The following is a 23,814-nucleotide window of genomic DNA, read 5'->3' as shown; positions in this document are numbered from 1 at the left end:
CTGCTACCAAATATCTATTGGTTATTTGCGGGTTTAGATAGCCTGTTGTAGACATCTGCACCCAACCACTTCGAGACCAAGGTTCGCAAGTCAGGCTTACTCATATAATCAGTAAAAATCTCTTCATTTAAATCCATTCGTTCGATAAAGAAAGACTCAAGCACTTGATTGAAAACAAGCTGAAACTTCTCTAACGAATTTACGGATGCCGCTTGACCAAGAAACTCGTTGTTAATCGCAATTTCAGCTATTTGGTCAAAAAACAACTGATCCGCGTCATTTAACTCACCACCGAATCTCTCGTTAATAACGTCAATTAATCTTGAAAGAGCTACGCTTTCCTCCCTCACCATACCGCTACCTACTTCACGAGGTCCATCAAGCGGCTTCGCGTAACCCTCGCTCAAGCTGATCGAACCCTCGCTGATTTTCTGAAGCCGATAGTAATCTAACTCTACTTCCTCATCGAACTGGTAACCGGGCCCACCCTTACGCTTAGGTAGTTTAAGCGCCAAGTGACGTATGTAAGTGAACAGCTTTTCAAGATCGCTGTCCTGGTACGGAATCACCTGACTCAAAAAGCTATACAGACTACGGAAGGCCTGCAGCTTCCCACGCAACAACTCAGCCTCGTCCTCCTCACTATTTTGTAGCTGCGAGAAGCGCGCCACTGCCTGATCCAATAGTGCGTTCATGGCCTTGTGATCGCCAGGGCTCTGTCGGCGCTTTGGGGCGAAGAAGATACTTGAGAACTCCGCAACCTCAGCCTGCCGATAAATTCCAGAAGCATCGAGCTCAGCTTTGACCTCATAGAGTTTGTCGGCATCAACCTGTTCACCCATCACCGAGCCTTCATAATATTGTCGAAAAGCTTCCTGGATTTCTCCGGGCTCATTGACAAAGTCCAGCACGAAAGTATCGTCCTTGAGCGGGTGCGTGCGATTCAGACGGGAAAGAGTTTGTACCGCCTGAATTCCCGCTAGTCGCTTGTCCACGTACATGGTGTGCAGAAGTGGCTGGTCGAAGCCAGTCTGGTACTTTTCAGCCACAAGCAACACACGAAAGTCTGGTTTAGCAAACGTCTCCGGCAGATCCTTTTCCTTGAGGCCGTCGTTCATCTCGACCTCACGATAAATTTTCTCTGTGACTTTGTTGTCTTCCACAGCTCCGGAGAACGCCACAAGACTCTTGATGGGGTAGCCTTTTTCTTTGATGTAACGGTCGAACTCCTGCTTGTATCGAACAGCTTCCAAACGTGATCCTGTCACCACCATTGCCTTGGCGTGCCCGCCTATCTTGTGACTGGTGAACCGTTGAAAGTGCTCCACCATCACCTCGGTCTTCTGGCCGATGTTGTGAGGGTGCAGGCGCATGAAACGCGCCAATGCCTTAGCAGCGTTCTTACGTTCGACGCGGGGGTCTTCCTCAGCCTTTTTTATTAGTTTGTAATAAGTCTTGTAGGTAACATAGTTCTTGAGCACATCCTCAATGAAGCCTTCCTCAATTGCCTGCCGCATCGTGTAACGATGAAAAGACTCACCATTGCGGCCGAAGATCGCCAGGGTTTTGTGCTTGGGCGTTGCTGTGAAAGCAAAGAAGCTCATGTTTGGCTGCTGACCGCGTTTGGCCATAGAGCGAAACAGATGCTCTAGTTCAACTTCGCCTTCCTCCTCGGCCATTTCCTGCGCCTTCATACGCAGTTCAACACCGCCTAATACTTCCTTCAGTTCGGTGGCTGTTTCACCGGATTGGGAACTATGGGCCTCGTCTATAATCACGGCATATTTCCGCGTGGGCAGATGGCTCTTGTTACCCTCGCCACGCTCCTCGCTCAGCTTAGCCAGCTGAGCGGAGACAAACGGAAACTTTTGCAACGTAGTAATAATGATAGGGACACAAGCTTCGAGTGCCTCGGCGAGCTGGCGTGAGTCTTCATCGATTTTTAGTACAACTCCCTGACGGTGGTCGAACTGGTAAATGGTGTTCTGCAGTTGACGATCCAACACCACACGATCAGTGATAACCACCACGCTATCGAAAAGGCGCTCGTCTCTCTCATTATGCAAACTGGACAAGCGATGTGCCAACCAGGCTATGGTGTTGCTCTTGCCGCTGCCTGCCGAATGCTCGATCAAATAGTTATGTCCAACGCCTTCGTTCGCCGCAGTGACTACCATCTGACGTACCGCCTGCAACTGGTGATAGCGCGGAAATATAAGGCTTTCCTTGCGCACCTTCTTGCCGTTATCTGACACCTTTTCCTGTATGTCGAGGTGCAGGAAGCGCGCCAAGAGATCAAGTAAACTGTCGCGCTGCAGCACCTCTTCCCAGAGATAGGCCGTTTTGTAGTTACGCCCTTCCCGGTCCGGTGGGTTACCGGCACCACCGCCCATGCCACGATTGAAAGGCAGGAAGTACGTCGCCGCCCCGGCCAACCGCGTAGTCATGTACGCCTCTTCGGTGTCGACTGCGAAATGCACTTGTGTGCGTTTGGTGAAAGCAAAAATCGGCTCACGCGGGTCCCGGTCGTGCCGGTACTGATGAATGGCGTCAGTGACGGTCTGGCCACTGAGCGGGTTTTTGAGCTCGATCGTTACCATCGGAATACCGTTGACCGACAGCACCACATCCAACGACTTTTCGCTCCTAGGGCTGAAACGCAGCTGCCGAGTGAGCCCCAAGCGATTGGCTTGGTAGCGCGCCTCTAGCTCCAAGTTCAACCCGTGGGCCGGACGAAAGAAGGCGATACGCAAGGTCTTGCCAAAGCACTTGAAGCCATGCCGTAGGGTGGCCAGCGTGCCATGTGTGTCCAGCCACTTGCAGAGCGACTCCAGCACCCGCGCGCCCGTATGCTCGCCGTTCAGCGCCTCCAACTTCCCCCACACCTTGGCTTGGGTGGTGCGAATAAATGCAAGCGCCTCCTCAGGGAAGATCGCCTGTAGACGGTCGAAGCCTTTTGCATCGACCCGTGAGTAACCATGATCCAGCAACACAGCTTCAATGGCGCTTTCAAAAGCCGTTTCGCTGGTGCGTTTCATACGCGCCCCCTCGCTTGTTTTTTCTTTAGCCAATAGACCATGACCTGCGCGAATTCTGGCAACTCGCCCGCTTGGGTACCGTCCCATTTTTGCAGTTCGGCGACAATATTAAGATTGCCTTTCCCCAGTTTTTGTTTGAACGCATCCAGAACAGCCTTTCGGTTGCTCACCAACCGGGACCAATTGAGGTTAAGGACGTCATTCAGAGCTGCGTCGACCGCAGCATCATCAGAAGTGATCTTGCCACTACCAAGAAACTTGATCTGTCTCTCTACGGGATGCGCTAGGTCGCAAACACTGAAACACAAATTGGAATTCCCTTTTTGAGTGTCGCAATGCCGATTTTTCCCCGCTCCTCCCTGACCACCAAGGCATGCTCCCAACAGGTTGCTATAATCGAGTTGCCGTGCAGGATGCAAGGCTTGGCATTTCCAATGCTCAATTTTCATTCCGTCCGGTGTAGCACGTATGCGCGATTGGCAGTAGCAGCAAACCCCCTGCTGTTCAGCTACGAGTGCCGCTCGCAAGCCGGCCTTGTCGGTGTAGTTGTCGTAATCAGCATGTGGCTGTTGGCGATGTCGTGTCAGCGAGACGGGCTCCATACCTTTCTGGATCGTCCGCATTTACTCGGCGCCCTCCAGAAAACGTATCAACGAACTAGCTCGGGTCAATTCCGGTTCGTCTTCGCCTAACTTTCGAGCCAGGTTCGCGATGGCGGCGCGAGCCTCATCAAAGTGCTCCTCATCGATTAGCTCAAATAGTGTCGTTAGCTCGGCATCCACCTGCCGATTGCGAACCGGAGCGCCCATGAACTCCTGGAGGATGCGGTTGGCATCCATACCGTACGCCTCAGTGGGTACAGTCGCGCATATCTTGTCATCAATAAATTCTAGAAAACGCACGCAGCGTGCAGGCACCTCGCCCAACACCAGCGGCGAGTGGGTAGTCACCACAAACTGACAAGCCTTGAAAATATCGCGCAGGCGGGGCAACACATCGCGCTGCCACTTCGGATGCAGATGCAGCTCGATCTCGTCGATCAGCACCAAAGCCACACCCTCAGCAATAGGGTTGCGACTGTCAGAATTGGCAATAGCCAGGCGACGGACGAGGTCGAAAACGAGGGCCAGCAGACCGCGCTCACCGTCGGAAAGCTGCTCCAGAAATAGAAGACGGCCGCTTTTCATCACACTGAATCGCGGAGGTCGTCCCTCGTGCAGCGCCAAGCTGGAAACTTCTGGCAGAAACGTCTTGACCGCTTGCTCCAACTGCTGAAACAGCCGCTCTCTAGTTTCTGATCCCGCTCCCGATACAACTACGCGGAACCAGTTGGCAAAGTCGTTCAACGACACTTCCAACTGACTAAGAGACTTGTCGTAAGCCGTCGCTGAGTCAATGCTCTTTGCCTTCGGTAGTACAGGTGGCAGTCGCGACAGAAACCTCGAAGTTGAATAGAGCACTGCAAGCGGTTGTTGTATACCGGCCTTGCTGGCTGCGATCAGGTCCTCGGATTTGACCGCAGCATCATTGGGCAGGATGCGTACAGCGGCAATGTCTGAAGTCTCATCAAGCTGCATTTCTATTCGGCGGATCTCTTCATTGACGTCCTGCTCTTCCTTTGAACCCTTCTTCAATTCTCGAGTAGCAAAACGTAAGTCATCACGGCGTTTGAGTAGGCTCTCTGCTTTGTCGGCTGCCAGCGGTGCAGCGTGGGTAAGATCGACAATGACCTTTGCCGCATCAAGTCCCAATATGACCGCCACCGACAGCCCGGGCTTACCCGATTGGACGTCAGTATCGCTCAAGCCAATAGGCGCTTCCCTGGACACGGTGAATTTCGGCAGCGCCAGAGACATTGCGCTCGCTATGGCTTTGAGTACGCCCGATTTACCTACGCCATTGACGCCGGCAATCACGGTCACATCATGGGAAAATTCGATATCAATCTGATCAAAGCCCCGGAAATTTGCCAGCGTAAGTTTTTCTAGCTTCATCCGAGCATCTCCCCCAATGACATCTGACCGGAAACGACAGTAGTGATAAGGGCGGTGCGGCGTTCCACAAGTAGGGCAACAGAGGAAGATAGTTCCATCGACATTGACTGAAAGTGGCTATCGGCATTTTGCAGGTACTTCACTATGTCAGCTTGCTCTGAGAGTGGCGGCAGGGTTGTATGCCAATCCAAGACATGTCCCTGCGAAACCTTCACCATTGTGCCACTTGAGCCACGTGCATCACGACGAATCTGAACCCGAGCAGGCGCAGTGGTTAGAAAAGATGCCAAGTATTCAGGCAATATTTCGCCCACGCGAACTCTCAGCCTGTATATGAGATCGGGGATTAAAAGATTTGGCTCGTCATCAGGCACGCATGCAACGTCAGCCACAAGTTCCGGGGTATTTCCCCTGGTGATGAGCACATCCCCTTTACGAAGCGCATGTATCTGTTCATCGTCATCCGCCTCGCGTAGAGCCTTATTTTCTTCCCTCTTGAATCGACCTTTTGAAACAGCACTTAGCTTCAATACTCCCAGTTCATCTGGCCCTGCTGGTGTATTAGACGCGATCGGGGAGCTACCTTGATCCAATGCAACGGTAATGAACTTAATGCGACGAAGCACCCAATGCGTCGGAATCTCGCCCAGCCATTCCTGACCTGAGGGTCTTAACGGTGTGTTGGGATCGAGGCCGCGAGTGACGACTCGACTGATGAGGGTAGCGCGCTTTTCTTCAAGCAGAGCCAGCATGCGCTCCTTCTCCGAAATCAGTCCGTCTATGCGGGCGGTCTCGCGGTCGAGGTAGTCGGCGATTCGTTTTTGGTCTTCGTGCTCCTTTGGATAAGGCAACACGAGATTCTTCAGGAACTCACCGTCGACATGTGGGATGCCCATCCCATTTGTAAACATCTTGAGAACCGGCTCGGCAGCCTTGCAAAGCCAGAATAAGAACTTGCGGTCAAACTGAAAGGGTCTGACAAGGGCAGCAGTAGAAGAAACAACGCCGTACTTCGCACGTAAAAATTCTCCAGCGTTTGAACCATCCCATAGAAGCAAAACGTCTTGGTTCTCAGCGGTAACCATACCTTCCGATGACACGTACGTAGTTGCATCTGAATCTCCACGCAGGTACTCCATCGACAAATACGGCAACGCGTCAGTGTCGGGCACATTTTCATCGCCTTTAGCGGGAAGGCGACCCTTTGATGTCTCTGCGACATACCGAAAACGTATTTCGCTCCAACGGTCTGGCAGTGTCGGCGCGATCTTTATTAGGTTCACTCCGTCACCTCGCGTAGCAACTCCAGAATTCGCTGCTCGACGCCGGCCAGTTCCGCATCGATCTCATCCAGAGGGCGTGGCGCTTGGTATTGAAAGAACACACGATTGAAATTGATCTCGTAGCCTACCTTGCCTATGCCGCCGTCCTGATCGTCCAGTGTGTCGCGGTCGATCCATGCATCAGCCACATAAGGCCGTACCTCACGCAGGAAGTAGCTGATAATATCTTCTTTGATAGGGATATTTTCCGAATCCTTGAGCGCCGGGTCGGCCTCATACTGTATCTGCTTACCCTTGGCTCCGGCATACAAACCCAGTACTTCATACAGCGCACGCGAATCCTGCTTCGGCAACGTTTGCCTAGGAAACAGCCCCCCGGAAAGAGCGTTGTCACCCGGACTGATATGTTTGGCAATTACCGGTTCAGCCTCGGGATCCACCGTAGTGAAGCAGTCCCTGAAGATCTTCTTCTGCGCTGTACCCTTGGCCCCCTTGGCCCAGCCTTCGACATCGTTGGGTAGGTTCTTGAATGCCTGTTGCACTTCATACCATGCGCGGTTCCAGTCCAAGAGTGGCTCTGCGCAGCACTGTTCTTGCACCACCAGCAGGGCGTCAAACAGCTCTGGACAGGTGTTGAGGAAGCGCTCGCGAGCTTCCTCTGTAATCTCGAAGCGCAGCCGCAGCGGGCGGAGAACTGTGATGCGGCGGTAGCCAAAATCGGTGTTATCGAACACGCGACTGGTCTTGCTATTCTCCTGTTCACCATGCTCTCGGGTAACCGCGTCTAGGGCCGCTTGATCCAAGTAGCGGCGCTTGTTGCCCAAGCTGCGCTTCATCGGCGTGTAGCATTCGCGGGCATCGATCAGCTGGATCTTGCCCTTACGGTGCGCGGCCTTGCGGTTGGTGACCACCCAGATGAAGGTGCCGATGCCAGTGTTGTAGAACATCTGCTCGGGAAGGGCGACGATGGCTTCGAGCTGGTCGCGCTCAATAATCCACCGACGGATGTCGCTTTCGCCGCTACCGGCACTACCGGTGAACAGCGGTGAACCGTTGAAGACCACTGCCGCACGCGAGCCGGGCTTGTCCCGGTTACCAGGCTGATAATCTTGAAACTTGCTCATCATGTAGAGCAGGAACAGCAGGGCGCCATCGTTGATGCGCGGCAACTTGCCGCTGTAACCACGAAAGTTGGGCCAGCTATCTATAATTTTCTTTTCCGCCTTCCAGTCAACGCCAAAAGGAGGGTTGGCCAGCAGGTAGTCGAAGTGGTGATCTGGAAACGGGTCGTCGGTGAGAGTGTTTCCTAGCGCAACCTGGCCATCCTTGTGTCCTTTGATCAGCAGGTCAGAGGCAGCCACTGAATAGGAGCGCGGGTTGTAGTCCTGGCCGAAGACTTTGACAACAGCTTCCTCGTTGTGGGCGCGAATCCAGTTCTGCGCCTCGGCCAACATGCCACCTGTGCCGCAGGCGGGGTCGCAGATGGTTACGATGACGCCTTGCTGGGTTAGTACTTGGGTGTCAGGCTCCAGCAAAAGGTTAACCATGAGCTGGATTACTTCGCGCGGTGTGAAGTGATCGCCTGCCGTCTCGTTAGCGGATTCGTTAAATCGGCGGATCAGGTCTTCGAACACCAACCCCATGGTGATGTTGTCTACCTTGCTTGGATGTAGGTCGATCTCGGCGAACTGCGCTACCACCTGGTAGAGGCGGTTAGACTCTTCGAGTTTTTCGATCTCTTTGTCGAACTCAAAGCGATCGAAGATCTTTTGGATATTCTCGGAGAAGCCCCTAATGAAATCGGCAAGATGGCGCCCGATGTTATCCGGATCACCCTTGAGCTTGTAGAAGTCGAGTTGGCTGTGATTATGGAAACCAAGCGGTTTGCCTTCGTCGTCCTTGGCCAGGTTGTTGAGGATCGCATCAATATTGACGATCTTCCTGTCAACCAGCTCTGCGTGGCGTTTCAGCACCTCGCCTTTCGTTGGAGCCAAAACCGCGTCAAAGCGCCGTAGCACAGTGAGCGGCAGCATGACTCGCTCATATTGGGGGGGACGGTAGGGCCCGCGAAGAAGATCCGCCACAGACCAGATGAAATTAGAGAGCTGCTGAAAATTTTGGGAAGACATTACTATCCTTGCCGCTAAGATTGTCTCAGCCACACTAGGTCAACGAGCCAAAGACTTGCCTTAGGAGGGTGCCTCTTGCAGGTGGCACCTTGGCAGGTCAATTAATTGAGCGCATGGTACAACAGCGGTACACTGCATAGCTCTGCCACCTTTCACCAAATTACGCTAACCCTTTGTGATCTCGATACTTTCAGCTAATGATACCTTTGCTAAGCTACTCAAGATTTCACTAGGTATACAGCATAGCCAGCAAACTCATAATCCCTTGGTCGTAGGTTCGAGTCCTACTGGGCCCACCAAACTCAAAGCCGCGCATTGCGCGGCTTTCGTGTTTTCTGGTCGGCCACCGCTGATACAATCCTATGGACACCGTCGCGATCCAGGACTGGTGCCCCCCTCGCTGTAAAGGCTTGCGTGATCCGCCTTAACTCGATTGGTGAACTCCCTTTCAGCCGGTGCAAGTTCCGGGAACTCCACCAGCAGTGCCTTGTTACCTCTGGCGATGTGTTCCATCACCGCCATGGCGATGTTTTCACGCACCATCCCGATCGAGACGTAATACATGGCCCAGGCTTGTTCGGGCGTGCAGTGGCCGATCTGCTCCTCAATCTCCTTGTAGGCTTTGTATTCGTCCGACTCCAAGTAGCATTGGCAATCACCTTGGTACATGATTTTTCTCCTTCCCTAGAATCTTTGTGACAACCCCTAAGTAAGTCGGCTGATAAGGGCTGCCCCTGCTCCCTACGTGATTACCAGTGCTCCAAATAAACGCGGGCTATTGCAGGTGACGCACCCATTTCGCAATAATTTCGCTTTTAATTTCTCTGTAGCACCCACAGCACCCTCACATAAAATAAAGATCCTCATAGAACAACAAAGATCACGTACCACTCTTCACTTTGGTCCAAACCCGAGTGCGGATTCGCTCCAACTTCAATGGCAGCGGCTCAAGTGGAACAAGTGTAGCAACGGTCTTTTTGTCTGGATAAATCCAAGTATTGTCACGCAGTTTCTGCTCAACAAACTCTGTGGCATCTTTATTAGCGTTAGGATACAACGTGTGATTTGAGCTCTTGGCAATAATTTCTGGTCGCAACATATAATTAATAAATGCCATGCCTTCCTTTGGGTGGGGAGCATCTTTTAACAGAACCAAATTTTCTGACCAAACCAGCGCTCCCTCACGAGGAAGGCTGTATGCAATCTTGCGTCCAGTATTAGCCTTCTCGTTGATGGCCTGCGCAGCAAGGGCACCATTGGCCCATCCTACAACTGCACAAATATTGCCATCAGCCAGGTCAGAGTCGATTCTGGATGAGTCGAAATAGAGGACGTAGGGACGGATTTTTAACAACAGGGCTTGGGCTTTCTGGTAATCATCCGGGTTCCTACTATTGCTAGGGAGCCCAAGGTAATGCAAAGCAATTGAAATGATCTCACTTGGAGAATCGAGCATTGCCACACCGCACGACTTGAGTTTGCTGATGTTTTCTTCTTTGAAGATCAAGTCCCAGCTATTCACCGGAGCATTATCACCCAATACCGCTTTGACTTTATCAACGTCATAGCCAATGCCGGTGGTGCCCCATAAATAGGGAACAGCGTAGCGATTACCAGGGTCATTGACCGCAACCTGGGACAAGATATCAGGATCGATGTGTGACAAATTACTCAGTTGATTACGATCCAACGGCTGAAGAACTCCCGCCTGGATCAGGCTTGGCAACACGTTGGAGGTAGCCACAACCACGTCGTACCCCGTGCGCCCAGCCATCACTTTACTCTGCATGATTTCGGCACTGTCGAACGCATCCATATGGACGCTGGTGCCGGTTTCCTGCTCAAACTCCTTTGGGGTCTCCGGTGCGATAAACCCGAACCAGTTATACAGATACACCCCTGGCTCTACAGCCCCCACTGATGTGCTTATCCCTGCACAGAGAAGCGAGGCTGCAAAAATGGTTCGCAAAGGTGATTTGCTCATACAACTATCCTTGTCAAGACGACATGCCCTCATGGCCATCGTGAATCCTGATCGTGAATATACCCGGCATTGACGAATAGTAAATACCTACGAATACTTAGTCGCGACCTACGAATCCCTAACCCTAAAGGGGTAGAAAATGCCACTCGACCTTCATAGCCTGGCTTGGCACCGATCGATTGGAAAGCTGATCATGCAGTTGAACCGTCCAGAATTCTGGAGCTCACTTATTCGTACGTTAAATGAATATGTGAAAATTGATAACTGGGTCGTATTAATATTTAGCAATCAGCAAGTGACAGTTGTTAGTCTTCCCGAAGTAGCAGACACAGAAGAGCTAGATGCATTCATTCATCGCTACGTGAAGGGACTCTATATGTTGGATCCATTTTATATAGCTAATCGAGAAAACCCGCAGAGCGGTTTTTTTCATATGCTGGATATTGCACCGGAGCACTTTCTTGAAACCGAGTATTATCACCAATACTTCGCACAGTATATTTCTGTAGATGAAGCGCAGTACAACGTTCAGCTCGACGCCGATAGAACGTTATGCATGTCCCTTGGCAGCAACGCCCGCTTCAACCAAGAGCAAATAACAATACTTGACATTATCAAACCATGGGTAACTGCATTAATGCATCAGCGCATGTGTTTTGAAATTGACATAGAAAAAGACCTCCCCGAACCAACTCTATGGCCAGAAACAATTCTCCAGCTTGGCACACAAATAACAACACGCGAAAAGGACGTGCTCAAGTTATTACTTAGCGGCTTCTCTAACAAACAGATAGCAGGAAAACTTTCCCTGTCGGCAGAAACGATAAAAGTTCACCGCCGAAATATTTACGCCAAATTAAACATCAAATCACAACCCGAATTGTTTGCTCGATTTTTTATGCCAAAACAGGATATCTGCCCTGTAAATTGAAGTCAGCGCTTGGCACTTTTCAGGCCCAAATACTCAACGATGGAATGGTCTGCACTGGCTGTAACCGTTCAAGCATTTCCCTCGTCAACACGGCCTCATAAGTATCCGCCGGCCTACCCCATTGCTCCACGATGACCATGCCGTCTACCAGCGCCGCGCCCAGTCCGGTAATCGTATCGGCCAACTCCTCTACGAGTTGTTGAGTCCGCAGCCACACACGATCAGTGATCTCTTTAAGTTCGGCAGTTATGCGCTCGGATGACGCTGGATCCGTATCAGGGTAGGAGATATTTCGCAGCAATTGCCGTAACTCCCTTACTTTTGCGTAATCCTGTTCCGCCCCAAGCTCTCCATTCAGGATGGTTGTCGCTTTCGATTTATCGACGAGTTTCCTGGCTGAATGCTTTGCAGATAAGGTCTGACTCATGGCTCCTGCAAAGAGGACGATCAGCCGACCTTCCAGATGTTCCTTCATCTCTTCTATCGAGGAGATGGACCGCGTCAAGATAATGGAAGCCCCGGCCTGATGCCTCAAGTCCATGGTGACTTTCAAGGTCACATCACCCGTTTCAAATCCCAAGGCTCGGGCAACCACGTAGTGCCCCATCTCGTGATTCGCAATCTGCAATGCATGTTCCCGTATCGCGGGAGGCATCTTCTTCATCATTCCCATCATCTCCCGTCACAGCCCTCCGTGGCGCATTCGACTATGAGAGTAACGGCTCGTGTCCTTGCTATCGATGTAGAACCCGTTCCGCATCATTACTCCAGACATTCCGCCAGCTTAAATCAACCATTAACCATTTCGTTACATCGGTGTCCTGGTAACCCGACCGAGGCGTTCTGATGATCCGAAAAAGGAAGTTTTATAGTTGATGTCACGCGTCGTTCGCTGATGGGGGTTTGCTGCCGCCCTGCCGTTTTTGGCGCATACACCGCGGGTTCGCGCGCAGATGCGGCGATTTCGCGAGGCGTTTGCGCAGGTCATCCAAGGCTAGTCCAGACAACCGCCACGAGCACCGCGCAGGATGTGCCTGTAACATGCCTGCCCACTGCTCTGTACCGCTGGAGATGCCCCTTTGCCTGACACTCGCCCGCCCGCTCTCGACGAAATCGACCGCCAATTGATCGCGGCCTTGCAGATCAATGCCCGCGAAAGTGTGGCCATGCTCGCCCGGCAACTGGGTATCGCCCGTACCACGGTGACGTCGCGTCTGGCGCGGCTGGAAAAGGCCAGAGTGATCACCGGTTATGGCGTGCGCCTGGGGCAACGGGTGGTGGATGGCGGATTGCAGGCGTATGTCGGGATTACCGTACAACCGCGGTCTGGCAAGGAAGTGTTGCGTCGTCTTGGCGCCATGGCTCAGGTGCAGCAGCTGTGCGCGGTGAGTGGCGAATTTGATTATGTGGCGTGGTTGCGCACCGATTCGCCGGAGCAGCTGGATCAGTTGCTGGATCAGATTGGCAGTGTGGATGGGGTGGAGAAGACGACGACTTCGATCATCTTGAGCAGCAAGATTGATCGGGGGCAGCCGGTTTGAGTTTCTGACGATAGGTCTTCGGTGTTTGGTCGGGCCTCTTCGCGGGCAAGCCTCGCTCCTACAGTATGTAGCGCTACGTCGTCATAGTGCGCAAACAATGTGCAAAACGACGACACATTGCGTCTTATTAACGTGTTCTACGCTCTCTAGAATGGCTGCCATCTTTTCCTATACTCAGACGCGCACTCTGCGTCAGGTCGCCAGCAAGGTCAGCCATGAACAAGAACAATCGCCATCCTGCAGACGGTAAAAAACCGGTCACCGTTTTCGGCCCGGACTTTCCTTTCGCTTTCGACGACTGGATCGAACACCCGGCCGGGCTGGGCAGTATTCCGGCGCACAATCACGGCGCCGAAGTGGCGATTGTCGGGGCAGGCATTGCCGGTCTGGTGGCCGCCTACGAATTGATGAAACTGGGCCTTAAACCCGTCGTCTACGAAGCCTCGAAGATGGGCGGCCGTCTGCGCTCCCAGGCGTTCAATGGCGCGGAAGGCATCATCGCCGAACTCGGCGGTATGCGTTTCCCGGTGTCGTCCACTGCGTTTTATCACTACGTCGACAAACTCGGCCTGCAGACCAAACCCTTCCCGAACCCGCTGACGCCTGCCTCGGGCAGCACGGTAATCGATCTGGAAGGCAAAACTCATTACGCACAGAAACTGGCGGATCTTCCTGCACTGTTCCAGGAAGTCGCTGACGCCTGGGCCGATGCCCTGGAGGCTGGCTCGCAGTTCTCCGATATCCAGCAAGCAATCCGCGACCGCGACGTGCCGCGCCTCAAGGAACTGTGGAACACCCTGGTGCCGCTGTGGGACGACCGCACGTTCTATGATTTCGTCGCCACCTCCAAAGCCTTCGCCAAGCTCTCGTTCCATCATCGCGAAGTGTTCGGCCAAGTGGGTTTCGGTACTGGCGGCTGGGACTCGGACTTCCCCAACTCGATGCTGGAAATCTTCCGCGTGGTGATGACCAACTGCGACGATCACCAGCACTTGGTAGTCGGCGGCGTGGAGCAGGTGCCGCTGGGCATCTGGCGCCATGTGCCGGAGCGTTGCGTGCATTGGCCTGAAGGCACCAGTCTCAGTTCGCTGCACAGCGGCGCGCCGCGCTCCGGCGTGAAAAAAATCGCCCACGCACCGAACGGGCGTTTTACCGTTACCGATAACTACGGCGACACGCGCGAATACGCTGCAGTGCTGACTACCTGCCAGAGCTGGCTACTGACGACCCAGATCGAATGCGACGAAAGCCTGTTCTCGCAAAAGATGTGGATGGCCCTGGACCGCACCCGCTACATGCAATCGTCGAAGACGTTCGTGATGGTCGACCGTCCATTCTGGAAGGACAAGGACCCGGAAACCGGCCGCGACCTGATGAGCATGACCCTCACCGATCGCCTGACCCGCGGCACCTATCTGTTCGACAACGGCGACGACAAACCAGGGGTGATTTGCCTGTCGTACTCGTGGATGAGCGACGCGCTGAAAATGCTCCCGCACCCGGTGGAAAAACGCGTGAAACTGGCGCTGGACGCATTGAAGAAGATTTACCCGAAAGTCGACATCGCCGCGAGGATCATTGGCGATCCGATCACCGTTTCATGGGAAGCCGACCCGCATTTCCTCGGGGCTTTCAAAGGTGCGCTGCCCGGCCATTACCGCTACAACCAGCGCATGTACGCGCACTTCATGCAGGACGACATGCCGGCCGAGCAGCGCGGGATTTTCATCGCTGGCGACGACGTTTCGTGGACGCCGGCCTGGGTCGAAGGCGCGGTGCAGACCTCGCTCAACGCGGTGTGGGGGATAATGAAACACTTCGGCGGTGAAACTCACGCCGAAAACCCGGGTCCAGGAGATGTGTTCAACGAGATCGGTCCGATCGCCCTGCCCGAGTAAGAGGAATCCGAAATGCGCGTAGCCCTTTACCAATGTCCACCGCTGCCCCTGGATGTCGCAGGTAATCTGCAACGCCTGCATCAACTGGCGCTGGAGGCCAAGGGCGCGGACTTGCTGGTGCTGCCGGAGATGTTCCTGACCGGCTACAACATCGGCATCGATGCGGTCAGCGTGCTGGCGGAGGTGCACAACGGTGAATCGGCGCAGCAAATCGCGCGCATTGCCAAAACGACGGGGATCGCCATTTTGTATGGCTACCCGGAGCGTACCGAAGACGGGCAGATCTACAACGCCGTGCAGTTGATCGACGCCAATGGCGAGCGGTTGTGCAACTACCGCAAGACTCACTTGTTCGGCGACCTCGATCACTCGATGTTCAGCGCCGGGCCGGATGAGTTTCCGCTGGTTGAACTCAACGGCTGGAAGCTTGGCTTTTTGATCTGCTACGACCTGGAGTTCCCGGAAAACGCCCGCCGCCTAGCATTGGCCGGTGCCGAGCTGATTCTGGTGCCGACGGCGAACATGATTCCCTACGATTTTATTGCCGACGTCACCGTCCGCGCACGGGCCTTCGAAAACCAGTGTTATGTGGCCTACGCCAACTATTGCGGGCAAGAAGGCGAGATCCAGTATTGCGGCCAAAGCAGCATCGCCGCGCCGGATGGCAGCCGCATCGCCCAGGCCGGACTTGATGAAGCGCTGATTGTCGGTGAACTGGATCGTCAGCTGATGATCGATTCCCGCGCCGCCAATCGCTACTTCCTCGACCGCCGTCCCGAGCTATACGGCGAGCTGAACAAGCCCTAATCCGCTAGCATTAGCGCTTCTCTGTTCTGGAAGTGCTCATGCCTGCGCTGAATCACCCTCGCCTCCACACTGAAACCCTCGCCAATGGCCTGCGGGTGACGCTGCGTCATGCTTCCGATTTGAAGCGCTGCGCCGCTGCGTTGCGGGTCGCTGCCGGCAGTCACGACGTGCTACTGGCTTGGCCGGGGCTGGCGCACTTTCTTGAGCATTTGCTGTTCCTGGGTACAGAGCGCTTTCCCGCAGGGCAAGGGCTGATGGCCTACGTGCAAGGTCATGGCGGGCAGGTGAATGCGCGAACCAGCGAACGTACGACGGACTTCTTTTTCGAGCTCCCGCCTCAGGCGTTTAACGGTGGGCTGGAGCGTTTGTCAGACATGCTCGCTCATCCGCGTATGAATCCAGACGATCAGTTGCGAGAACGGGAAGTGCTGCACGCCGAATTTGTCGCCTGGTCGCGGGATGCGACGGCCCAACAACAGTTCGCGCTGTACGATGGACTCTCGGCGGCTCATCCGTTGCGGGCGTTTCATGCGGGAAACCGTTACAGCCTGCCGGTGCCGCAACCCGAATTTCAGCAAGCGCTGAAGGACTTCTATCAGCGGTTCTACCAGACCGGGCAGATGACGCTGAGTTTGGCCGGGCCACAGAGTCTCGATGAATTGAAGCGGATGGCACAGGCGTTTGCCGATGCTATTCCCTCCGGCGAGAAAGTCCCTCAGACAAAACCCACCCTGTTGATGGATTCTTCAGACAATAGTTACCCACAGGCGGGAGAGCGTCGGCTGGATCTGCTGTTCGCCTTCGAAGCGCTGCCCGACTCATCGCCCGAAGCGCTAGCGTTCCTGTGCCACTGGCTGAACGCCAAAAAACCCGGAGGCCTATTCGCGCAGCTGCGAGAGCATGGGCTGGCGGACAACCTGAAAGCCGCGCCGCTCTATCACTACGCTGGCCAAGCCCTGTTGCACATCGAATTCACACGGCCCGCCCACGCTACGCAACCGGACAATGTGATCCGCGAACGGCTTCTGGATTGGCTGGGCTTTTTTGCCTCCCATCAGGATTGGACCGAATTGCGCGAAGAGTACGCTGCCCTGCTGCAACGCCAACAGCAAGTCAGTAGTGCCTTGCAACTGGCCCAACGAGACAGCGAACAGCTTGAACACGGACTATCCGAACAGGGCGTCGTCGCCCTCAAGGCAATCCTCAAACAAATCGGCGCTGTGGATAACTTCACTGGCCAGTGGCAACTGCCACCTCCCAACCCGTTTTTACGCGCCGAGACTCCAGCCTCGAATGCCGGATTGATTCGCGGCCAGACCAGCGCTCACCGCGGCCTGCGGACTTTTGCCCAGGATCGCTCCCGCAGTCGCCGCGAACGATCGCCGATGCAGTTCAGCCAGGCGTTGCCGGATAACACGGATGAAGGTGCGGTTTATCTGCGCTGGCGCCTGGAGTTCGCTCCTCACAGCCGACTTCAGTCGAATCTGGAAAACAACCTGCGGATGTTGCGTGAAGATGCGCGTCAGGCCGGTGTCGACTTTTCCTTCGGTGCTTCGGGCAACGAGTGGCTGTTGAAAATGACGGGGCTGCAGGAACCGATGCCGACAGTCCTCGAACATGCGCTGAAAGAACTGACAAAACCTGATGCCGATTTCTCACAGGAAGAGCCGGCGGCCGTTGCGTTGATGCCGATTCGACAATTGCTCAAGGCACTGCCCGATCTATACCTTGAGCACACCATAGTCTCGGATGACCTACGGCAACTCTGGTCGAGCGCACGCTGGGATGGTCTGGCGACCGGCCTGTCTACCCAGACACAAGCGGCGATGGGGCTTGCCTTGAGTCGTATTCCCGGCACTGCGGACAGTCAATTGACGCCGCCTCCGTCGATTCGCTCGCAGCATCTCTGGAACTTCGTCGATACCGCCTCCAGCGAACACGCGCTGTTGCTCTTTTGTCCGACAGCAACCCATGACATCGCCGATGAGGCCGCCTGGCGTTTGCTCGCGCACGTGTGCCAGACGCCGTTCTACCAGCGCTTGCGGGGGGAGCTGCAGCTCGGTTACGCCGTATTCAGTGGACTACGCCAGCTAAACGGTCAGACCGGGCTGCTGTTTGGCGTGCAATCGCCGAGCGTCGCGCCTCTGGATTTGCTGGAGCACATCGAACAGTTCCTCAGCGAATTGGAAGGGATGATCGAAAGCATCGATGACGCGACCTTCATCGCTCAGCGCCAAGCCCTGGCCGATCAATTCGACAGCATCGCCCTGCCCAACGCCCAGGCCGCCGAACTGCTCTGGCAAGGCAAACTGGCCGGCCACTCGTCGGATTACCTGAAACATCTGCCTCAGGCGATTCTGTTGATCGACCGTGAAGCCTTGCTGGCGGCGGCACTACGACTGAATCGGGCCGAAGGTGGCTGGCGCTGTCTGGCCAGCGGGCCTTGCCCGACTATGCTTTGGCAAGTGGCAAAATGATCATTACCGGTGCTGCAATTAGCTTTCTCAAAGATTCGTGGCCAATCGCTCTGTAATTTTGAGTAACATAGCCACCTAACTATCTGAACATCTCCGGCTGGAGGTGGACTATATGTATAGGTCTCAACTGTCCCATCCACCTGAAGGAGCGCTTCTATGTCCTGGTCCAAACCTGCTTACACCGACCTGCGTATCGGCTTCGAAGTCACCATGTACTTCGCAAGCCGCTAAGCTCTGCCGTCTGGTAGAGAATGCAGTGCTACGCCTCGGCTCGCCGGGGCGTTTTTATTTTCAGCTTTCAATGATGGAGCGGCCATGTTTGTCCAGATTCTAGGTTCCGCCGCCGGCGGCGGTTTCCCCCAGTGGAACTGCAACTGCGTGAACTGCGCAGGTTTTCGCGACGGTAGCCTGCGGGCCGAGGCGCGTACCCAGTCGTCCATCGCAATTTCCGATGACGGTGTGAACTGGGTGCTGTGCAATGCTTCGCCGGACATCCGCGCCCAGCTCCAGAACTTCGCTCCGATGCAGCCGGGCCGCGCGCTGCGTGATACCGGCATCAGCGCAATCATCCTGATGGACAGTCAGATCGACCACACCACCGGCCTGCTCAGCCTGCGCGAAGGTTGTCCGCATCAAGTCTGGTGCACCGACATGGTCCACGAAGATTTGAGCACCGGTTTCCCGTTGTTCACCATGCTGACTCACTGGAATGGCGGGTTGAACTGGAACCGTATCGAACTCGATCAGAGCTTCACCGTCCCGGCCTGCCCGAACCTGCGCTTCACCCCGCTGCCCCTGCGTAGCGCCGCACCACCGTACTCGCCGCACCGTTTCGATCCGCATCCGGGCGACAACATCGGCCTGATCGTCGAAGACCTGAGCACCGGCGGCAAACTGTTCTATGCACCGGGCCTGGGCAAGGTCGACGCATCACTGCTGAAGATCATGGCCAGCAGTGATTGCCTGTTGGTGGATGGCACGATGTGGGACGACGACGAAATGCAGCGCCGTGGTGTCGGCACCCGCACTGGCCGGGAAATGGGCCACTTGGCGCAGAACGGCCCTGGCGGGATGCTCGAAGTGCTGGAGCAGCTACCCAAACAGCGCAAAGTGCTTATCCACATCAACAACACCAACCCGATTCTCGACGAGGATTCGCCAGAGCGTGCGGAGCTGGTTCGACGCGAGGTCGAAGTGGCGTATGACGGCATGAGTATTGTGTTGTAGCGGATGGCCTCTTCGCGGGCGAGCCTCGTTCCTACAGAGCGATAACGCCGACCTGTAGGAGCGAGGCTTGCCCGCGAAGGCGCCCCACCAGACACACCAGAATCCACCGGTTGTTCCCCGGAGAACCACAATGACTGACACCGCAATGTCCCCCGCCGAATTCGAAGCGGCCCTGCGCGCCAAGGGTGCCTACTACCATATCTATCACCCGTATCACGTGGCGATGTATGAAGGCCGGGCGACGCGCGAGCAGATCCAGGGCTGGGTCGCTAACCGTTTCTATTATCAGGTGAACATCCCGCTCAAGGACGCCGCGATCCTGGCCAACTGCCCGGACCGCGAGATTCGTCGCGAGTGGATTCAGCGCCTGCTGGACCACGACGGCGCCCCCGGCGAAGAGGGCGGCATCGAAGCCTGGCTACGCCTCGGCCAAGCGGTCGGCCTCGACCCGGACCAACTGCGCTCTCAGGAACTGGTGCTGCCTGGCGTGCGTTTCGCCGTCGACGCCTACGTCAACTTCGCCCGCCGGGCCCGTTGGCAAGAAGCCGCCAGCAGTTCGCTGACCGAGCTGTTCGCGCCGCAGATCCACCAATCGCGCCTCGACAGCTGGCCGCAGCATTACCCGTGGATCGACCCGACCGGTTACGAATATTTCCGCACTCGCCTGGGCCAGGCTCGCCGGGATGTGGAGCACGGTCTGGCGATCACTTTGCAGCACTACACGACGCGGGAAGGCCAGGAGCGCATGCTGGAAATTCTCCAGTTCAAACTGGACATTCTTTGGAGCATGCTCGATGCCATGAGCATGGCCTACGAACTGAACCGCCCGCCCTACCACAGCGTGACCGAACAGCGGGTCTGGCATAAAGGAATCACCTTATGAGTTTCGATCGCAGCAAAACCCCGACCTGGCGTCCCGGCTACCGTTTCCAGTACGAACCGGCGCAAAAAGGCCATGTGCTGCTCTACCCGGAAGGCATGATCAAACTCAACGACAGCGCCGCGCTGATTGGCGGCTTGATCGATGGCCAGCGGGACGTCGCGGCGATCATCGCCGCACTGGACGCGCAGTTCCCTGGCGTGCCCGAGCTTGGTGAAGACATCGAGCAATTCATGGAGGTTGCCCGTGCTCAGCACTGGATCGAACTTGCCTGATTCCGTGTCAGACAAGTTACCGCCCAAGCCTGAAATCGGCCTGCCACTGTGGTTGCTGGCCGAGCTGACGTATCGCTGCCCGCTGCAATGCCCGTACTGCTCCAATCCGCTGGATTTCGCCGAGCAAGGCAAAGAGTTGTCCACCGAGCAGTGGCTCAAGGTCTTTCGTGAAGCCCGGGAGATGGGTGCGGCGCAGTTGGGGTTTTCCGGCGGTGAGCCGCTGGTGCGCCAAGACCTCGCCGAGCTGATCGCTGAAGCGCGCAAGTTGGGCTTCTACACCAACCTGATCACCTCGGGCATTGGCCTCACCGAGCAGAAAATCAGCGACTTCAAGAAGGCCGGTCTGGACCACATCCAGATCAGTTTCCAGGCCAGCGACGAGCAGGTGAACAACCTCTTGGCCGGCTCAAAAAAGGCCTTCGCGCAAAAGCTCGAAATGGCCCGTGCGGTGAAGGCTCATGGCTACCCGATGGTGCTGAATTTCGTCACCCATCGGCACAACATCGACAAAATCGACCGGATCATCGAGCTGTGCATTGCCCTTGAGGCGGACTTCGTCGAACTCGCGACGTGCCAGTTCTACGGCTGGGCCCAGCTCAATCGGGTTGGCCTGTTGCCGACCAAAGAACAATTGGTGCGCGCCGAACGTATCACCAATGAATACCGCGCCAAACTGGAAGCCGAAGGGCATCCGTGCAAGCTGATTTTCGTCACACCGGACTATTACGAAGAACGCCCGAAAGCCTGCATGAATGGCTGGGGCAGTATTTTTCTGACAGTCACGCCGGACGGAACCGCCCTGCCTTGTCACGGTGCCCGACAGATGCCGGTGCAGTTTCCCAACGTGCGCGACCACAGCATGCAACACATCTGGTACGACTCGTTCGGTTTCAACCGCTTTCGCGGTTACGACTGGATGCCCGAGCCGTGCCGCTCCTGCGACGAGAAAGAAAAGGATTTCGGCGGCTGTCGCTGTCAGGCGTTCATGCTCACGGGTGACGCGAGCAACGCCGACCCGGTGTGCAGCAAGTCGGAACATCACGGCGTGATTCTCAAGGCCCGCGAAGAAGCCGAACACGCGACCCAGACCATTGAACAACTGGCCTTTCGCAATGAACGAAACTCACGCCTCATCGCCAAAAGCTGAACCCTTGAGCGCCGCCAAGGCTGTCGCGGCCGGCATTGACTTCGCCGAGTTGCAAGTCGGCAAGCATGGATTGTTCTGGAACGAATACCGGCCCGAGGATGCCGCCTGCCGGATCTGGCAGTGGCGCGACGGCCAGGCTCGTTGCCTGACGCCGCCCACCTTCAGTGTGCGCAGCCGGGTATACGAATATGGCGGCGGCGCGTTTTGTCTGACCGATGACGGGCTTGTTTTCGTTAACGAGGCCGACCAGCAGTTGTATCGGCAATCGCTGTCCGGTGAGGCGCCTGAAGTACTGACTTCAAATGAATGCCGCTACGGCGATCTGCAATTCGCCAACGGACAAGTGCTGGCCGTGGAAGAGAACCGCGATCAACATCGCCTGGTGACTATCGATCTGGTTGACGGCCAACGTCATCTGTTGGCCGAAGGCGCCGACTTCTATGCGGCACCGACCGTGAGCCCTGACGGTCAGCGTCTGGCCTGGATCGAATGGAACCGCCCGGATCAACCGTGGACCGCTACCCGCCTGATGGTTGCCGAACGCCAGAGCGATCGCAGTTTTGCGCAACCTCGATGTGTGGCCGGCGATAGTGCCCAGGAGTCACTGCAACAACCTCGATTCGATGACAGCAGCCGTCTGTATTGTCTGACCGATCGTGGCGGTTTCTGGCAGCCGTGGGTGGAGTCGAGCAACGGTCTGAGTCCACTCCCAAGCTCTGCCGCCGACCATGGCCCAGCGCCTTGGCAACTGGGTGGTTGCACCTGGTTACCGTTGGGCGAAGACACTTATCTGGCGAGTTGGACCGAGGGCGGTTTTGGTCGACTGGGGCTTTGTCATGGCGATGGTTCCCGTGACGATTTCACTGGCGACTACAGCCGCTTCCGCCATCTCGCACAGGATGAGCACTTCATCTACTGCATCGCCGCTTCTCCGGTCAGTCCATCGGCAATCATTGCCATCGACCGTGAAACACGCCAGGTCAACGTTCTGGCCGGCGGTATCGCACCGCTGTCCGCCGAGCAGATCAGCCGCCCGCAAACCCTGCGTTATCCAAGCGGTTCGGGCGAGGCCCATGGTTTCTTCTACCCGGCGATGAGCAACGACACGAAATCGCCATTGGTAGTGTTCATTCACGGCGGCCCGACTTCAGCCTGCTACCCGATGTTTGACCCGCGGATCCAGTATTGGGCACAACGCGGCTTCGCCGTGGCCGACCTCAATTACCGAGGCAGCAGCGGCTACGGCCGCGCTTATCGCCAGGCACTGCATTTGAGCTGGGGCGATGTGGATGTGGAAGATGCCTGTGCGGTGGTGGCCTACCTCGCCGATCAGGGACTGATCGACGGCGACAAAGCGTTTATTCGTGGAGGCAGCGCCGGTGGCTACACAACGTTGTGCGCACTGGCCTTTCACAAGGTCTTTCGGGCGGGCGCCAGCCTGTATGGCGTCAGCGATCCCGTTGCGCTAGGCCATGCCACCCACAAGTTCGAAGGTGATTATCTGGACTGGTTGATCGGCGACCCGGTGCAGGACGCCGAACGCTACGCCGCGCGCACGCCATTGCTGCACGCGAACAACATCAGCGTTCCGGTGATTTTCTTTCAGGGTGAACTGGACGCCGTGGTGGTGCCGCAACAGACCCGCGACATGGTCACTGCGCTACAGGACAACGGCATTCTGGTCGAAGCGCATTACTACGCCGACGAGCGCCATGGCTTTCGCAAGGCCGGCAATCAGGCCCATGCGCTGGAGCAGGAGTGGTTGTTTTATCGGAGGGTGATGGCGCTCGCGGGCTGAAACCGTGTCGCGCCCTTCGCGGGCAAGCCTCGCTCCTACAGAACGTAAACCCGTAGGAGCGAGGCTTGCCCGCGAAGGCTATTTACCTGACGCAGCAAAACTCAGCGCTTGGCGATGATGTACACCGCATGCACGATCCCCGGAATGTAACCGCACAACGTCAGCAGAATATTCAGCCAGAACGCCCCAGCGAAACCGACTTGCAGAAACACACCCAGTGGCGGCAACAGAATGGCGATGATGATGCGAATAAAATCCATGGGGAAGCTCCTGATTGATGTTGGCTCTATGGGCCATACAGTTTATCGACACTGCGGTGTTCTTCAGGGTTCAGTGTGGATTCGGATTACAGCCCTTAGTTGCGGACTTTGCGGGAGGAAATAGAAGTCTGGAGGACTACCTGAG

General features: G+C 55.7%; 20 protein-coding genes. 11 read left to right on the top strand and 9 right to left on the bottom strand.

What is annotated here, in order from left to right:
* Nucleotides 1–14 precede the first annotated feature (14 nt).
* The 7 genes from PMI30_RS20035 to PMI30_RS20050 all read right to left on the bottom strand — a co-directional run bounded on the left by PMI30_RS20035 (nt 15) and on the right by PMI30_RS20050 (nt 10,428).
* Nucleotides 15–3,038 carry a type I restriction endonuclease subunit R gene (locus PMI30_RS20035; protein ID WP_008008256.1) on the bottom strand — a complete coding sequence of 1,008 codons (3,024 nt, stop codon included), beginning with the start codon at nt 3,036–3,038 and terminating at the stop codon, nt 15–17.
* A complete protein-coding gene (locus PMI30_RS20040; RefSeq protein WP_008008253.1) occupies nt 3,035–3,661 on the bottom strand; it encodes a retron system putative HNH endonuclease in 627 nt (208 codons plus the stop codon). Before PMI30_RS20040 ends, PMI30_RS20035 begins: the two co-directional genes overlap by 4 nt.
* Nucleotides 3,662–5,032, bottom strand: a complete 1,371-nt coding sequence (locus tag PMI30_RS30100; RefSeq protein WP_008008251.1) for an AAA family ATPase — start codon at nt 5,030–5,032, stop codon at nt 3,662–3,664.
* Nucleotides 5,029–6,315, bottom strand: coding sequence for a restriction endonuclease subunit S (locus PMI30_RS0129550; RefSeq protein ID WP_008008249.1), 1,287 nt, complete (start codon nt 6,313–6,315; stop codon nt 5,029–5,031). The genes PMI30_RS30100 and PMI30_RS0129550 overlap by 4 nt, the downstream gene beginning before the upstream one ends.
* A complete protein-coding gene (locus PMI30_RS20045) occupies nt 6,312–8,444 on the bottom strand; it encodes a type I restriction-modification system subunit M (RefSeq protein ID WP_008008247.1) in 2,133 nt (710 codons plus the stop codon). The genes PMI30_RS0129550 and PMI30_RS20045 overlap by 4 nt, the downstream gene beginning before the upstream one ends.
* A 360-nt stretch (nt 8,445–8,804) precedes the next feature.
* Nucleotides 8,805–9,113, bottom strand: a complete 309-nt coding sequence (locus PMI30_RS0129545; RefSeq protein ID WP_008008246.1) for a hypothetical protein — start codon at nt 9,111–9,113, stop codon at nt 8,805–8,807.
* Nucleotides 9,114–9,324: 211 nt separating this feature from the next.
* Nucleotides 9,325–10,428: a polyamine ABC transporter substrate-binding protein gene (locus PMI30_RS20050; protein ID WP_032835116.1), complete on the bottom strand. Its 1,104-nt coding sequence runs from the start codon at nt 10,426–10,428 to the stop codon at nt 9,325–9,327.
* Nucleotides 10,429–10,567: 139 nt separating this feature from the next.
* Here PMI30_RS20050 and PMI30_RS20055 point away from each other — a divergent pair, with 139 nt between their 5' ends.
* Nucleotides 10,568–11,359 (top strand): helix-turn-helix transcriptional regulator, encoded by a 792-nt coding sequence (locus tag PMI30_RS20055; protein ID WP_032835114.1) that lies wholly within the window; start codon nt 10,568–10,570, stop codon nt 11,357–11,359.
* A gap of 19 nt (nt 11,360–11,378) precedes the next feature.
* On the opposite strand, the gene PMI30_RS20060 is transcribed toward PMI30_RS20055, so the two are convergent.
* Nucleotides 11,379–12,026, bottom strand: a complete 648-nt coding sequence (locus PMI30_RS20060; protein ID WP_008008236.1) for a hypothetical protein — start codon at nt 12,024–12,026, stop codon at nt 11,379–11,381.
* Nucleotides 12,027–12,438: 412 nt separating this feature from the next.
* Here PMI30_RS20060 and PMI30_RS20065 point away from each other — a divergent pair, with 412 nt between their 5' ends.
* From PMI30_RS20065 to PMI30_RS20105, 10 genes are all read left to right on the top strand, one after another.
* Nucleotides 12,439–12,900: an Lrp/AsnC family transcriptional regulator gene (locus PMI30_RS20065; RefSeq protein ID WP_008008234.1), complete on the top strand. Its 462-nt coding sequence runs from the start codon at nt 12,439–12,441 to the stop codon at nt 12,898–12,900.
* Nucleotides 12,901–13,115: 215 nt separating this feature from the next.
* Nucleotides 13,116–14,798, top strand: a complete 1,683-nt coding sequence (locus tag PMI30_RS20070; RefSeq protein ID WP_008008232.1) for a flavin monoamine oxidase family protein — start codon at nt 13,116–13,118, stop codon at nt 14,796–14,798.
* 12 nt (nt 14,799–14,810) lie between these two features.
* Nucleotides 14,811–15,605: a carbon-nitrogen hydrolase family protein gene (locus PMI30_RS20075; RefSeq protein WP_008008225.1), complete on the top strand. Its 795-nt coding sequence runs from the start codon at nt 14,811–14,813 to the stop codon at nt 15,603–15,605.
* Nucleotides 15,606–15,643: 38 nt separating this feature from the next.
* Entirely contained in the window at nt 15,644–18,082 is a 2,439-nt protein-coding gene (gene pqqF, locus PMI30_RS20080; RefSeq protein ID WP_008008223.1) for a pyrroloquinoline quinone biosynthesis protein PqqF, read from the top strand.
* 156 nt (nt 18,083–18,238) lie between these two features.
* Complete coding sequence (gene pqqA / locus PMI30_RS30480) at nt 18,239–18,313, top strand: pyrroloquinoline quinone precursor peptide PqqA (RefSeq protein ID WP_009045898.1); 75 nt, start codon at nt 18,239–18,241, stop codon at nt 18,311–18,313.
* 84 nt (nt 18,314–18,397) lie between these two features.
* Complete coding sequence (pqqB, locus tag PMI30_RS20085; protein ID WP_008008221.1) at nt 18,398–19,309, top strand: pyrroloquinoline quinone biosynthesis protein PqqB; 912 nt, start codon at nt 18,398–18,400, stop codon at nt 19,307–19,309.
* 130 nt (nt 19,310–19,439) lie between these two features.
* Nucleotides 19,440–20,192, top strand: coding sequence for a pyrroloquinoline-quinone synthase PqqC (gene pqqC, locus PMI30_RS20090; RefSeq protein WP_008008220.1), 753 nt, complete (start codon nt 19,440–19,442; stop codon nt 20,190–20,192).
* Nucleotides 20,189–20,464 carry a pyrroloquinoline quinone biosynthesis peptide chaperone PqqD gene (gene pqqD, locus PMI30_RS20095; protein ID WP_008008219.1) on the top strand — a complete coding sequence of 92 codons (276 nt, stop codon included), beginning with the start codon at nt 20,189–20,191 and terminating at the stop codon, nt 20,462–20,464. Before pqqC ends, pqqD begins: the two co-directional genes overlap by 4 nt.
* Before the next feature lie 4 nt (nt 20,465–20,468).
* The gene (gene pqqE / locus PMI30_RS20100) at nt 20,469–21,611 is read left to right on the top strand and encodes a pyrroloquinoline quinone biosynthesis protein PqqE (RefSeq protein WP_162130604.1); all 1,143 of its coding nucleotides are present in this window, start codon (nt 20,469–20,471) and stop codon (nt 21,609–21,611) included.
* Complete coding sequence (locus tag PMI30_RS20105; RefSeq protein WP_008008216.1) at nt 21,577–23,409, top strand: S9 family peptidase; 1,833 nt, start codon at nt 21,577–21,579, stop codon at nt 23,407–23,409. Before pqqE ends, PMI30_RS20105 begins: the two co-directional genes overlap by 35 nt.
* A gap of 101 nt (nt 23,410–23,510) precedes the next feature.
* Here the strand turns inward: PMI30_RS20105 and PMI30_RS30475 are convergent, their stop codons facing one another.
* Nucleotides 23,511–23,669 carry a YqaE/Pmp3 family membrane protein gene (locus PMI30_RS30475; protein WP_007904205.1) on the bottom strand — a complete coding sequence of 53 codons (159 nt, stop codon included), beginning with the start codon at nt 23,667–23,669 and terminating at the stop codon, nt 23,511–23,513.
* Nucleotides 23,670–23,814 lie beyond the last annotated feature (145 nt).

The sequence above is a fragment of the Pseudomonas sp. GM50 genome, from assembly GCF_000282375.1.
Classification (GTDB): domain Bacteria; phylum Pseudomonadota; class Gammaproteobacteria; order Pseudomonadales; family Pseudomonadaceae; genus Aquipseudomonas.
This window is presented reverse-complemented; position numbering and strand designations above follow the sequence as displayed.